This is a genomic window from Tessaracoccus sp. MC1627 (assembly GCF_014164725.1).
Lineage (GTDB): Bacteria > Actinomycetota > Actinomycetes > Propionibacteriales > Propionibacteriaceae > Arachnia.
Map to the genome: position 1 here is coordinate 91,672 of NZ_JACJGA010000008.1, position 13,469 is coordinate 105,140.

The 13,469-nt window shown below is 68.9% G+C and carries 11 protein-coding genes and 1 tRNA gene; 6 read left to right on the forward strand and 6 right to left on the reverse strand.

The features are described 5' to 3' along the window. Both H5399_RS15355 and H5399_RS15360 read right to left on the reverse strand, forming a co-directional pair. A tRNA-Met gene (locus tag H5399_RS15355) sits at window positions 1-77 on the reverse strand. A gap of 63 nt (window positions 78-140) precedes the next feature. Further along, on the reverse strand, window positions 141-1,142 hold the full coding sequence (locus H5399_RS15360; protein ID WP_182784192.1) for an aldo/keto reductase family protein: 1,002 nt from the start codon (window positions 1,140-1,142) through the stop codon (window positions 141-143). A 48-nt stretch (window positions 1,143-1,190) separates the two neighbouring features. Here H5399_RS15360 and H5399_RS15365 point away from each other — a divergent pair, with 48 nt between their 5' ends. From H5399_RS15365 to H5399_RS15375, 3 genes are read left to right on the forward strand one after another with little or no spacing between them, the layout of a single operon-like run. Next, window positions 1,191-1,775, forward strand: coding sequence for a DUF1349 domain-containing protein (locus tag H5399_RS15365; RefSeq protein ID WP_182784194.1), 585 nt, complete (start codon window positions 1,191-1,193; stop codon window positions 1,773-1,775). 31 nt (window positions 1,776-1,806) lie between these two features. Then, on the forward strand, window positions 1,807-3,078 hold the full coding sequence (locus tag H5399_RS15370; RefSeq protein ID WP_182784196.1) for a pitrilysin family protein: 1,272 nt from the start codon (window positions 1,807-1,809) through the stop codon (window positions 3,076-3,078). Further along, on the forward strand, window positions 3,075-4,397 hold the full coding sequence (locus H5399_RS15375) for a pitrilysin family protein (RefSeq protein WP_182784198.1): 1,323 nt from the start codon (window positions 3,075-3,077) through the stop codon (window positions 4,395-4,397). Before H5399_RS15370 ends, H5399_RS15375 begins: the two co-directional genes overlap by 4 nt. A gap of 9 nt (window positions 4,398-4,406) precedes the next feature. On the opposite strand, the gene H5399_RS15380 is transcribed toward H5399_RS15375, so the two are convergent. From H5399_RS15380 to H5399_RS15390, 3 genes are read right to left on the reverse strand one after another with little or no spacing between them, the layout of a single operon-like run. Further along, window positions 4,407-7,280, reverse strand: coding sequence for a UPF0182 family protein (locus H5399_RS15380; RefSeq protein WP_370585801.1), 2,874 nt, complete (start codon window positions 7,278-7,280; stop codon window positions 4,407-4,409). Next, entirely contained in the window at window positions 7,277-7,792 is a 516-nt protein-coding gene (locus H5399_RS15385) for a PPA1309 family protein (RefSeq protein WP_370585802.1), read from the reverse strand. The genes H5399_RS15380 and H5399_RS15385 overlap by 4 nt, the downstream gene beginning before the upstream one ends. After that, window positions 7,785-8,831 (reverse strand): S16 family serine protease, encoded by a 1,047-nt coding sequence (locus tag H5399_RS15390; RefSeq protein WP_182784200.1) that lies wholly within the window; start codon window positions 8,829-8,831, stop codon window positions 7,785-7,787. The genes H5399_RS15385 and H5399_RS15390 overlap by 8 nt, the downstream gene beginning before the upstream one ends. A gap of 103 nt (window positions 8,832-8,934) precedes the next feature. Between H5399_RS15390 and H5399_RS15395 the strand changes: the two genes are divergently transcribed. From H5399_RS15395 to H5399_RS15405, 3 genes are all read left to right on the forward strand, one after another. Next, entirely contained in the window at window positions 8,935-10,269 is a 1,335-nt protein-coding gene (locus H5399_RS15395) for a zinc-dependent metalloprotease (RefSeq protein WP_182784202.1), read from the forward strand. A 206-nt stretch (window positions 10,270-10,475) separates the two neighbouring features. Then, window positions 10,476-10,637, forward strand: a complete 162-nt coding sequence (locus H5399_RS15400; protein WP_182784204.1) for a DUF5679 domain-containing protein — start codon at window positions 10,476-10,478, stop codon at window positions 10,635-10,637. Window positions 10,638-10,862: 225 nt separating this feature from the next. After that, window positions 10,863-11,375 carry a hypothetical protein gene (locus H5399_RS15405; RefSeq protein ID WP_182784206.1) on the forward strand — a complete coding sequence of 171 codons (513 nt, stop codon included), beginning with the start codon at window positions 10,863-10,865 and terminating at the stop codon, window positions 11,373-11,375. Here the strand turns inward: H5399_RS15405 and H5399_RS15410 are convergent. Further along, on the reverse strand, window positions 11,366-13,390 hold the full coding sequence (locus H5399_RS15410; RefSeq protein ID WP_182784208.1) for an ATP-dependent DNA helicase UvrD2: 2,025 nt from the start codon (window positions 13,388-13,390) through the stop codon (window positions 11,366-11,368). The two genes, H5399_RS15405 and H5399_RS15410, sit on opposite strands and share 10 nt — an antisense overlap. Between the last annotated feature and the right edge of the window lie 79 nt (window positions 13,391-13,469).

Below are 13,469 nucleotides of genomic sequence, written 5' to 3' on the forward strand. Positions count from 1 at the left end.
TGGTAGCGGGGACAGGATTTGAACCTGTGACCTCTGGGTTATGAGCCCAGCGAGCTACCGAGCTGCTCCACCCCGCGTCGCTCTGATAACTATAGGGATTGTCCGCGGACAATCCAAATCGACGAGCGACGCGGGGGGGATCAGGGGCGCCCCTCCGGCACGGTGGTCTTCACGGGATCGCGCTCGACGATGCCCTCAAGCGCCTCGTCGATGCGCGCCATCAGCTCCTCGGGGATCTCCACCCCGCTGGCCTTGACGTTCTCGGCGATCTGCTCCGGGCGCGAGGCCCCGATGATGGCCGCCGCGACATTGTCGTTCTGCAGCACCCACGCCACAGCCAGTTGCGCCATGGTGAGGCCCAGCTCGTCGGCGATCGGGCTCAGGTTCTGCACCTTGGTCAGCACGTCGTCGCGCATCCAGCGGCTGATCATGCCCTGGCCGCCCTTGGTGTCGGTGGCCCGCGACCCCTCCGGCGCCGGCTGCCCCGGCAGGTACTTGCCGGTGAGCACGCCCTGCGCGACGGGCGACCACACGATCTGCGAGACGCCCACCTCCTCGGATGCGGGCACCACCTGGTCCTCGATCACCCGCCACAGCATGGAGTACTGCGGCTGGTTGGACACGAACGGGATCCTGAGCTCCTTGGCGTAGCGCGCAGCCTCGCGGATCTTGTCAGCCGGCCACTCCGACACGCCGATGTAGAGGGCCTTGCCCTGCCGGACGACGTCGGCGAAGGCCACCATCGTCTCCTCCAGCGGCGTCTCGACGTCGTAGCGATGGGCCTGGTACAGGTCCACGTAGTCCGTCTGCAGCCGTTGCAGCGAGCCGTTGATGCCCTCCATGATGTGCTTGCGTGAGAGCCCGACGTCGTTGGCGCCCTTGGGCCCGACCGGCCAGTAGACCTTGGTGAAGATTTCCAAGGATTCCCGACGCTCACCCTTGAGAGCCTCCCCCAGCACCACCTCGGCGGCGGTGTTGGCGTAGACGTCAGCCGTGTCGAACGACGTGATGCCGTGGTCCAGCGCCGCGCGCACGCAGGCTGTCGCGGTGTCGGCCTCCACCTGCGAGCCGTGGGTCAGCCAGTTCCCGTAGGTGAGTTCGGTGATCTTGAGTCCAGAATTGCCCAGATAGCGATACTTCATACAACAAAACCTACTCCGGTCGGCCAGCCCACCGATAGCGTCATCGCCATGGACACCTTGCCACTGCCGTGGACCTCCGGCACCTGGACCACCCAACCCGTCGACGTCCACGAGGACGGACCCGATCTCGTGGTCACCGCCGAGGAGGGCTCGGATGCGTGGCGTGTCACGTCCTACGGCTTCACCCACGACACGGAGCACGCTCTCGTCGCCCCCTTCCCGACGGACAGCGCCATGGAGGTGGTGTTCACCGCCGGATACTCCGAGCAGTTCGATCAGGCCGGCCTGTTCGTCGTGTCCGCGGCCGACTGCTGGGTCAAGGCGGGCGTCGAGTTCGCCGACGGCCATCCGCAGCTGGGTGCGGTGGTGACCAACCCGCTCTCCGACTGGTCGTCCGCCCCCGTCGACGCCTGGCACGGACGCCGGGTCCGGGTGCGCGTCTCGCGCTCCGGCGACGCGCTCACCATCCGCGCCGGCCTCGACGGCGACCCCCTCAGCCTCGTCCGCCTCGCCCCGTTCCCCCGCGACGCACGCGCCGCCGCAGGGCCGTTCACCTGCGCCCCCACGCGTTCCGGGCTTGTCGTCCGATTCCACGAATGGACCACGGGACCAGCCGATTCCGGGCTGCACTGACCCCTCGACGGCGTCGGCTACCCTTGCGCGCATGACCGAGGCCCTCCAGTACGAGCTCACCCAAGCGCGCCTCGACAACGGCCTCCAAGTGGTGGTGGCGCCTGATCCGGACGCGCCTGGTGTCGCGGTGAACCTGTGGGTGGAGGTGGGATCGGCCGACGAGGCGCCCGGCCGGACCGGGTTCGCGCACCTCTTCGAACACCTCATGTTCCAGGGCTCAGCGGGCCTGGCCAGCGGCGAGCACATGGCCACCGTCGAGTCCCTCGGCGGCACCGTGAACGCCACGACCTCCACGGACCGCACCAACTACTTCGAGACGGTCCCCCGCGGCGCGCTGGAGCTCGCGCTCTGGATGGAAGCGGACCGGTTCTCGTCCCTGGCCATCACGCCTGAGAACTTCGAGGCCCAGCGCCAAGTGGTCAAGGAGGAGAAGCGCCAGCGCTACGACAATCAGCCCTACGGTGACCTCCTGCAGCTGCTCACGGCGCAGCACTTCCCGGAGTCCCACCCCTACGGACATCTCACGATCGGGTCGATGGCGGACCTGGACGCCGCATCACTGGAGGACGTGTCCGGGTTCTTCGACGCCTGGTACCGGGCGTGCAACCTGCGCCTGGTGGTGTGCGGCCCGGTCGGCCCGGACGAGGCGCTCGATCTCGCCGGGCGCTACTTCGCAGACCTTCCCGCCCTCCCCAAGCCGGAGCGCCTGCCCATGACGGAGCGCCCCGTCGCGCAGGCCTCGACTGTCGCGGTGAGCCGGCAGGTCCCCCACTCCCTTGCCTACCTCTCCTGGCCCACTCCCCCCGCCTCACACGCGGATCAGCCCGCCATCGACCTGGCCCTGTCGATCCTCGCCGACGGCCACTCCTCCCGGCTGCACCGCGCCCTGGTCAAACACGCCGACGTGGCCAACGAGGTGCACAGCGCCTCGCTCACCCACCGCTCGGCGGCGTCGATCGCCGCCATCCTGGGCCGCCCCGCCGACGGAATCTCGCTCGAGGCAATGTCGGCGGCCATCCTCGAGGGGGTGGGCCGTCTCGCCGCCGATGGCCCCACCGATGCAGAGTTGGCCCGCGCCGTCGCCCAGTACGAGAGCGACTGGCTCTGGGAACTGGCCACCACCAGCGGCCGGGCCGACGCCATCAACGAGGCCTGGCTGATGCACGGATCGCCGCACCAGATCAACACCCACCTCGCGGACGTGCTGTCGCTCACCCCGGACCACATCGCCACCGCCGCCGGACGTTGGCTAGCACCATCGTCGGCCCACCAGCTCCACTACGCAGCCGAGGAAACCCGATGAACCGCCCCGACGTCACCCTCGGCACTCCCTGGCACTTCCCCACCCCCACCGTCAGCACGCTCGGCTCGGGGCTCACGATGTGGCACTTCGAGCTCCCCGGGCAGAACATCGCCACCTTCGAGGTGATGATTCCAGCACCGCTGGCCGCGGAACCCGCCGATCGTGAGGGCGTGGGCACCGTGGCGCTGCACGCCATCGACGAGGGCACCCGCACCCATCCGGACGGCGCCATCGGCGAGCTACTCGAGGACCAGGGCGCCACCCTGCACGGCACCGCCCGCCAGCGCTACACCACCCTCGGCGGGCAGGCACCATCCCGTCGGCTCCCCCAGGTGCTGCCCCTCTTCACGGAGGTGCTCAGCGAGCCCACCTTCGACGATCGCGACGTGGCCCACCACGTCGAGGCGCAGGTGGCCGGCTACGAGTCCACGCTCGCCTCCCCCTCCTCCGCGGTGAGGATGGCGCTTCGCCGCGAGCTGTTCGGGACCGGGGATCGCGGTGGACGCCCCGCCGCCGGCACCCCGGCCACCCTCGCCGCCGTGACACCAGCAGATGCACACGGATGGCACCGCGCGCACTTCTCGCCCCACGGGGCGACCCTTGTGGTCGCGGGGAACCTCACGGTGACGCAGGCCGAGGCCGCGCTTGGACCCTGGACGGCGCCGCCACCTGAGCCCACCCTGCTGGCGGCAGCCCCGGCGCGGGAGCCCCGGATCGTCGTGGTGGACCAGCCGGGGGCAGTTCAGGCGACGGTGGTGTTGGGCCGCCGGACCGTCACCCGTTCCGACCCGCGATGGGCCTCCCTGCGGCTGGCCGGCCACGCGGTCGCGGGGGCCTTCGCAAGCAGGCTCAATCTCGAACTCCGGGAGCGCCTCGGCTACAGCTACGGCATCGGTGGCGGCTTCTCCCCCGGCCCGGACGAGGGACTCTTCACCGTCGGCGGCAGCGTCCGCACCGAGGTCGCGGCCGACGCCGTCGCCCGGCTGCTGGAGGGCGTTGCGCTGCCAGAGGCGTTCGGCGACGACGAGATCGACGACGCGCGCAGGTACCTGATCGGCGTGGCACCCCTTGCCACCGAAACCTCCGCCGACATCGTCGCGCAGGCCTCCGCCCTGGCCGCGGCGGGTCTGGACCCCGGCTACATGAACCGCCACTTCTCAGACCTGGCGGCGGTCACTCCCGCCGACGCGACGGCCGCCTTCAGGGCGCTGGTGTCGCCGCGGAACGTGACTGTCGCGGTGATGGGAGACGCCTCCGCGTTGCTTCCGGCCCTTGCCGCCGTCGGGTTGGTCGCGGAGGTTGTGGACCTGCGCCGCTGAGGCGCCGGCTCAGCCGAGCGCCTCCGCGGCCTCCGCGATCTTCGCCTCCGCGGCCTTGACCTGGGCCTGATAGTCGGCGAGGTCGCCGTCGCGGAGCGCCTGCTCCGCCGCCTCGAACAGGGACTGAGCCTCATCCAGCATATTCCGGGCGCGCTGTTGGACGTCCGCGGGAACCGTCGGTTGTGACGGATCGACGGTGGGTTGCTCCTCCGTGGGCTGTTCGCCGGTGTCCGCACCGGCATCTCCCTGGAAGACCTGATCAAGCGCCGACTGCAACGTCTCGCCGATGCCGATCTGCTCACCGAAGCGCACCACGATGAATCGCAGCGCCGGGTAGGCGCCGGTGGTTCCGGTGGTCTGGGTGAAGATGGGCTGCACGTACAGCAGCCCGCCGCCCAGTGGCAGGGTCAGCAGATTGCCGTAAATGGCGGCGGCCGAGGCTCCCTGACGGTTGAAGGGCAACAGCTTGTCCGCGACCAACGGGTTGGTGGCGATGAAGTTGTACGTCTGTCCGGGGCCGGCGATCTGTTCGGCGTCCGAGAGCTTCAGCACCCTCATCCGGCCGTAATCCTCGGTCGTGGCGTCCGCGTTGACCGACATGTAAACGCTGAGGTTCTCGCGGTCCTTCGGCACGAACACGGTGGTGTTGGCGAAGTGGGGTGATTCGTCGCCGGGCCAACGGATCGTGAGGAAGTACGGCGGCTCCTTGAGACCCTGCTGCCCGGCACGGACCGGGTCGTTGGGCACCTGCCAGATGTCGGTCTGCCGGTACCACGTGTCTGGGCTGATGGTGTGGTAGCGCCCCAGGATCTCGCGCTGCGCCTTGAACAGGTCCTGAGGATAGCGGAGGTGTTCAAGGAGCTCCTGCGAGATCTCCGACTTCGGCGTGACCACACCCGGGTAGACCTTCTCCCAGGTCTTCAGGATGGGATCTGTCTCGTCCCACTCGTACAACGTGACGGTGCCGTCGTAGGCGTCCACGGTGGCCTTGATCGAGTTGCGCACGTAGTTGACCTGCTGACCCATCAGCAGCCTGTCGGCCGAGGTGCGCGAGTCCGAGATGGACTGGGTCCAGTCGCTGCGCATCGAGTTGGGGAAGTTGTCCGTGGTGGTGTAGGCGTCGATGATCCAGACCACCCGCCCGTCGACCACGCTGGGGAAGGGATCCGAATCCACCGTCAGCCACGGCGCCGCCTCCTGGACGCGCTGCACCGGCAGGCGGTCGTAGAGGATCTTCGACTCCTCGTTGACCCGGTCCGAGAGCATGAGGTTGATGTCGCCGAACCGCAGCGCGTAAGCAGCGCGCACCGCGATGTTGCCGATGCCCACGCCTCCGTCGCCGGTGTAGGTGTAGAGCGATTCCGTGCGGCCCTCACCGCCCGACGGGGTGTCCAGCTCAACGGGGTCCATGCCCTCCGGCGCTCCGACCACGACGTAGTAGTCGGTCTTCTCGCCGAAGTAGATGCGGGGCTCGTGCTCCGGCAGCGTCCCCACGGTGGGGATCCCGCCGGAGAAGAACACCGGCTCGCCGTTGGCCTCGCGCTGGTTGCCGTACGCCGCCACCATGCCGTAGCCGTGGGTGTAGACGGTGCGACGGTTGTTCCACGTGTCGCCGGACTCGACGGAGTCGAGGTCCAGTTCCCGGACGGCCACCACCGAGTCCGTTGCCTTGCCGTCGATGACGTAGCGGTCGATATCCAGGGTGTCGGGGAAGGTGTAGTAGCCGCGCACCTGCTGGAGCTGCTCGAACGCTGCCGGCACCACCGCGGGGTCGATGAGGCGGATGGCGGGCAGCGCCTCGGCGTCCTGCCGCAGCTGCCCCGCGCCGGCCGTGGTGGTGGCCTCGTAGTCCTCGATCTCCACGTCCTCGATGCCGTAGGCGTACCTGGTGGCCGCGAGGTTGTTGGCGATGTAGGGGCGCTCCTTCTCCTGCTCGTCCGGGATCACCTCGAAGCTCTGCACGATCCACGGGTACAGCATGGAGAGCAGAAGAGTGGACACCACCAGCAGCGCGATTGAGGCGCCAGGAACACTCCACCTGACCTTCCAGGCGTTGATGAACGCCAGGATCGCCGTGATCACGCAGATGGCGGCGATGATGGCGGCCACAGGCACGCGCGTGGTCACGTCGGTGTAGGAGAGCCCGGTGAAGATCCTGTTGGCGGTGATGCTCAGCGCGTAGCGGTCCAGCAGTGTGCTGGCGGCGATGAGCAGCATGACGATGCCCAGGAGGATGGACAGGTGCCGCTGGGCGCCCAGCCCGGCGGCGGTGTTGCCCCGGCCCCTCAGGGCCGACGAGGTGAGCGCCCCGGTCATGAAGTGCACGGCGGCCGCCGCGACCATCCCGACGATCATGGTGAACAGGAGGAACCCGACCACGAACCCCAGCCAGGGCAGCGTGAAGACGTAGAAGCTGGCGTCCAGATCGAAGTAGGGATCGGCCCATCCGAACGGGGTCGCGTTCCACCAGGCGAGGAACAGCTCGATCACGCCGGCGGCCGCCATCCCACCGAGGAGCCCGAGCACCACGGAGGGCACGGCCATGAGGACCTTCGACCTGCGGTCCAACGCGTCCCTCAACTGGATGAGGAACTCCGAGTCCAGGTTCGCCCGCCGCACCTTGGGGCGCAGCCGGTAGGCGATCACCATGTTGAAGAAGACCACCGAGAACATCAGCAGCCCGAACACGGCGAACAAACCGGCCCGCGCCGCAAGTTGGGTGGTGAAAACCGTCTGGAAGTTGATGCTGCGGAACCACAGATAGTCGGTGACGGCCCGGGAGGCGATGACGGCCACCAGCAGTAGGCCGCCCACGATCATGACGGTCCACAGGATGGGCCCGCGCCCGGCCGGGGCCTCGGGGTTGGCGGTGGTGGCGCTCACAACTCACTCCTGAAGGTATTGACGAGGGCGTCTGCCAGGCCGGGGACGAGGTCCTCGGCTCCCAGCAGATCATCGGGGTTGCTCACCAGCCGGGCCAGACCGTGGCGGGTGCCATCGCGGAGGACCCCGACGACGATGCGTACATCGGTCTTCTCCGGATGGGCGGCCACGAACTCGGCAGCAGCCTCAGGCTCCTGAGGCAGCTCGGCCTCGTGCTCGGGGGGAAGGAAGGCGCGTTCCATCGCCAGCGCGCAGCCCTCGACCGTGTCCGGCCAGAAGATGCCGGCCAGGCGCTCGACGACGTTCTCCGTGGCGTGGAACTCGTCCTGCTCGATGGCGGTGAGCGCGTCTGGGCTGCTCTCCGGCACCCGGCCGCGCAGCTGCGGCTCGACATCGAGCAGCGTGCGGGTGGTGACCAGGGCGAACAGGCGGGCCGGCTGGTCCCACCCTGAGGATGAGACGTGTCGCTCCACGTCCATGAGGGCGGCGATGAGCTTCGACGAGTCAGCCACAGGTGGGCACCTCCGCAGTCTTTCCTTCGTTGATGAGCTGGAGCGCCGCAATGGAGTCCTTCAGGGTGCCTACCCTGACCAGCATGACGTCTGTGGCCAGGTTGCCGACGTCCGAGCAGTTGTCCTCGGGCACGAGGAAGATGGTGGCTCCGTCGCGCTCCGCCCCCTTGATCTTTTCCCGCACGGCCCCGATCCTCGAGACCCGCCCATCGGGATCGATCTCTCCGGTGCCGGCCACCACCCCGTCGGCGATCAGGTGTCCTTCGGTGATCCGGTCATAGAGGCCCAACGCGAACACCAGCCCCGCACTGGGGCCGGTGACGCCCTGGTCCACGCCGAAGTCCACCTGGGGCGCGTACTGGAAGCCCGTGTCCAGGGAGATCCCCACCACTGGACGGCGGGCGTCGGTGTTGCTGGCGCTGGAGGTGACGCTCTCTGTGAGTTCCTGCCCGTCGCGGAGCAGCGTGAAGACGATCACGTCGCCGACGGCGTGAGTGGCCACCTGGGCGATCACATTCTCACGGGTCTTCATCTCGATGTCGTCAACGGCGGTGATCAGATCCCCGGGCTGAAGGCGGTCGACACTGGGGCCCGAGAGCACCACGCTTTCCACCCGGGGCAGTTCGGTCACGGCTACGCCGGCCGCCCGCAGTGCCGCGACGGTGGCGTTGATGCGCGACTTGTCCATCATCGCCACCGCCTCGTCCTGCACCTGCGACGACGACTTGCCAGGCGGGTAGATGACCTCCCTGGGCATCGCGTCCGAATCGTTGGCTGTGAAAACGAAGACAACCTCGGGAAGGCTGAGAGTGGAGTCCACCCGGGTGGTGGACACGGTGGTCATGAGCAGTTGACCGGCGGTGTCGAACGTGGGAAGGCCGGAGATCTCGATGACGGCGCCACCCTCCTCGGTGGTCTCCAGGACGTCGACGGTCTGCCCCGGGCGCCACGCCACATAGGGGACCGGAATCACGACCAGAGCCGCCGCCAGCATCACGAAAAGCAGGGAGGAAACGATCGCCATTGCGTTGCGCGACACCGAGACTCCCTTCATCGTCTTCCGCTTCACCCTAGCAACCGGCGGCAAGCCGTCGCGCGGCGCTTGCACGATGGGGAAGAATGGGCATCAAGGAGGTCTCCTGATGTCAAACCCTGACCCGTTCGGAGCGTTCGACTTCGAGCAACTACGCAAAATGCTGGAGTCGATGGGATTCGCCGACGCAGACCAGCTGAACCTTGAGGAGTTGCTCGCCCACGTCCAGCGGATGCAGCAGTCGGGATCCGGAATGTTCGGGATGACCAACGCCGATCTGGACCCGGACGCCGCGTGGCGCACCACGTTGACCGCGGCCAAGCAACTCGCGTCGGCCGCCGGCGCTGATCCGCTGCTCAAGCCGGAGGAGAAGGCCGCCATCGTCGATGCCGAGCGGCTCGCCCAGGCGTGGCTCACCCCGCAGACAGCCTTCCCCGAGACCGGTCGGCCTGCGCGTGCCATCACCCGCGGAGCATGGCTCGACGAGACGGGGGACGGCTGGCGAGCGGTGATCGAACCGATCATCGACGGCCTGGCGGAGGCACTCAAGCGCGGCACCGTCGACGACTCGGGCGGTGAGCTGGAACCGATGGGCAAGTTCCTTGCGCCGATGATGAAGCAGTCGGCGTCGCTGATCTACCGGGACCGGCTCAAGCGTGAACTGTCCAAGGTGGCCGGTGACATCCTCACCGGGACCGAGATCGGATTCAACCTGCTGGGCTCGGCTGACGTGGTGATGATTCCCGCCAACGTGGCGCACTTCACCGAGGATCTGGCCGCCGGCGACCGCGATGTGACCCTGTTCCTCCTTCTGCGCGAGGCGGCCAGGCAGCGGCTCTTCCATCACGTCGCCTGGCTCTCTCCCCAGCTCAGCGCACTGCTCGGCCACTTCGCCCGCGAGATCACCATCGACTTCGACGCCATCGCGAGCCAGTTTCAGCCCGAGAACCTGCAGAACCTGTCCATCGAGCAGGTGGTGGCGGTCGGCGAGACGGTGCGGGGCTCGTTCTTCCAGCCTGCGAGCACCCCCACCCAGGTGGAGATCCTGCAGCGCCTCGAGGTCCTGCTTGCCCTGGTGGAAGGGTGGGTGGACCACGTGGTCGGTCGGGCCACGGCCCCATGGATGCCCAACTCCCCTCAGTTGGAGGAGGTCATCCACCGCCGCCGCGCCTCCGCCACTCCGGTCACCAGCGTCTTCGCGGAGCTGCTCGGCCTCGACCTGCGGCCCCGGCTCGTGCGAGACGCGAAGAATCTGTGGGCCGCCGTCGAGCACCACCGCGGGATTGACGGCCGCGACGAGGTCTGGGGCCACCCGGACCTGCTTCCCAGTCGGGCGCACCTGGCGGATCCCCTCTCGTTCGCCGCCGGAGTCTCGCCCGCGGAGCCAGTTGAGGACGCCCTTGACGCTGAGCTGCGCAAGCTCCTCGGAGGCTCAGGGGCCTGAGTGTCTCGCCCAACCTTGACGTGGCGGATCCGGTGACGCTTAACTTGCCGGGAGAGTCCCGGTAGCTCGTTACGCAGGGGAAGGCGGATCGAGCTGCCGGGCTCCACCACGTCCGGACGGTGTGTCTCATTGTGAGCGCTCCGGGCGGCGCCTAGAGTGAACGGGGTTGCTGACCGCAGCAACCACCCAAAACAAGGAGGAAAAAAATGACGGCGGAGATCTGGGAAGGCTCTTTCTACTGCGTCAAGTGCAAGGAAAAGCGCGACGCCAAGGGCGAGGTTGTGGTCAACGCCAAGGGCACCAAGATGGCCAAGGGCAAGTGCCCCGAGTGCGGCACCAACCTCAACCGCATCCTCGGCAAGGCCTGAGCAAGGCCGGATCGAGCCCGATGCGGGCACTCAATGGGGCGGCAGCCGTCGGCACCGCCCCATTGTGCTGCCCTCACACCTCCGGGCCCAGACCCTCCCGAGGTGTTGTCCCGAACGGCCGCGGTGTTGTCCGGAACCGGCCCGGTGTTGTCCGACTCAGACGATGTGTTGTCCGTCGCCCCGCGGTGCCTGCTGCTGAGAAGCCTCGACGGCGAGGCTTGGCCCATGCACACCCAGCAGATCGCCGTCGTGGGGATCCCCACCGCCACCCGTCCACTGGAGGCCGCCCTGCGTCGGGCGCAGCTCCGGAGTACCCCCGTCGAGCCTGCGGCCGCTCTCCGCTCCCCCGGATTGATCTCCGGCTGCGCGCTCACGGTCTTCTGCTCCCCGCCCGGAACGCAGCCCACCCTTGAGGCGGAGGTCTACGCCGCGGAGGTCGGCGCGCTGCATGTCGCCTGGGATGCCTCTGGCGCGCTCGTCGGGCCGTTCGTCGCCCCCGGCCACGGCCCATGCCCGAGCTGCCTGGCCCAGGCCGGCTCACCGGCGGGCGGTGGAACACACCGGGCGCTGGTGAGCTGGGCCAGCTCCCTGGCCGCCCTCCAGGTCCGTGACGTACTCCGCGGCAGCACGGACCTGGTGGGGGTCGGCTGGGTCTGGCGGCTCGAGCACCCGGGGCTGAGCCTCACCGCGTGGACCAGGAAGGCGGGGTGCCCGACGGTGGGCTGCGCTCAGCCCTGATGGCTGCGCACCACCTTCAGCGCGCCGCCCCCGTAGCGCTCAACCTTCACCCGCCCGATGCCGGGAAGACGCAGCAGATCCGCCTCCGTGGCGGGGGCGGCCTCGGCGATGGCTTGCAGTGTGGCGTCGGTGAACACCACGAAAGCCGGCACGGACGCTTCGTCCGCGGCCGCCTTGCGCCAGGCCCGCAGCGCCTCGAACAGACCCTCGTCGTAGCTGACCTCACAGTCCGGGTGCCGGCTCAGCTTCCGTTCCGCGGCGGTATGGAGGTGGAGGCCGCAGACCCGACAGGTCCGGGAGCGGGCCGAGGTGGCCTTCTCCTTGGTCTTCCGGGCGACGGTGGAGGGTCCCGAGACCTGATCGGCGATGAATCGCGATCGGGTGGCGCTTCCCTTCCCGGCGGCCCAGCTGACCCGCAGCTCGCGCTTCGCCCGCGTGAAGCCGACGTAGAGCAACCTTCGTTCCTCGGAGAGGCTCGGCTCCTCCTGGCTCAACACGAACGGGATCATGCCCTCGCGCACGCCGACGATGGCCACACCGTCCCACTCGAGTCCCTTGGCGGCGTGCAGGGTGGCCAACGTCACCGCCTCGGCCACCGGGCCGGCCTGCCAGGCGGAGCGCTCACGCAGCCACTCCGCAGCCTCCGAGGCGGGCCATGTGCCCCTGGCGGCGGCCTCGTCGACAACCATGCCCCTCAGGGCGGACAGCGACTCCCAGCGCTCGCGCTGCCGGCCCTGGCCGGCCGGCGCCTCTGGACGCCACCCCAGCGAGCCGAGCACGGACTCCAGCACGGCAGGGGCCTCGGTCTCACCCCCACGCTCGACGGCCCTGCCGAACTCCAGCAGCGCCTGGCGCACCTCCGCCCGGTCGTAGAACTTCTCCGTGCCGCGCACCGAGTAGGGAATGGCCCTCTCACTCAGGGCGGCCTCGAGCGACGGGGACTGCGCGTTGATCCGGTAGAGCACGGCGAGCTCGGACCAGGAGGTGCCGGCCGCGTGCCGCTGCTTGAGCCAGTCCGCCAAAGCCCCTGCCTCAGACGCCTCGTCCGGGTGTCCGCTGAAGGTGGGCTTCGGTCCGGAGGCGCGCGTCGGGGTCAGCGCCCCCGGGCCGCCGGGCCGCACGCGCAGCACCTTGTTGGCGGAGGAGATGACCTCAGGCGTGGAGCGGTAGTTACGGAACAGCCGGAGCGTCTCGGCGCCCTCGATGCCCGCCGCGAACCCGAGGAGATACGAGGCATCCGCGCCGGCGAAGGAGTGGATGGCCTGGTTGGGATCCCCCACCACACACACGTCCTGCCTGCCGTCGACCCAGAGCGTGATGAGGCGGTGTTGCAGGGCGGAGACGTCCTGGTACTCGTCGACGACGAAGTGGCGGTAGGTCTGGCGGATGGTGGCGCCGATCTCCTCGTGCTCGGTCAGCAGGACCGCGTTGCACATGAGGATGTCGTTGAAGTCGACGGTGCCCTCCGCAACCTTCTGCTTCTCGTAGAGAGCCATGACTGCGGACACCTGGGCGGCGGAGGCGCCCGCCACCGAGCGCCTCTGCGCCACGTCCGGGTACCGGGACGCCGAGACGTTGCTGGTCTTGGCCCAGGAGATTTCGCTGTCCAGGTCCCTGACCAGTGGCGTGTCCGACTTGCCGAGCACCTGATGGGCGGCGCGTGCCACGAGACCGAACGTGTTCTCCGCCACGCGGGGGAACTCCACCCCGTACGCCTGGGGCCAGAAGAACTGGCATTGGCGCAGCGCCGCCGAGTGGATGGTGCGGGCCTGGGCCCCGCGGACCCCCAGCGAGGCGAGCCTGGCTCGCATCTCGCCCGCCGCGCGCGTGGTGAAGGTCACCGCCAGGGTGGCGGAGGGCTGGTAGCGGCCCTGGCTGACGGCGTGCGCGATCCGGTGCGTGATGGCGCGGGTCTTCCCGGTGCCCGCGCCTGCGAGCACCACCACAGGAGCGTCGAGGAGGGTGGCCACGCGGCGCTGCTCCGGGTCCAGGGCTTCGAGGATATGGTCGCGCATCCCCCCATTCTGGCGGGCGCCCCCGACAAACCGCACTTCACCGATGGCGTCGAGGCACCGATCCGGTTCCGTCGGTGGG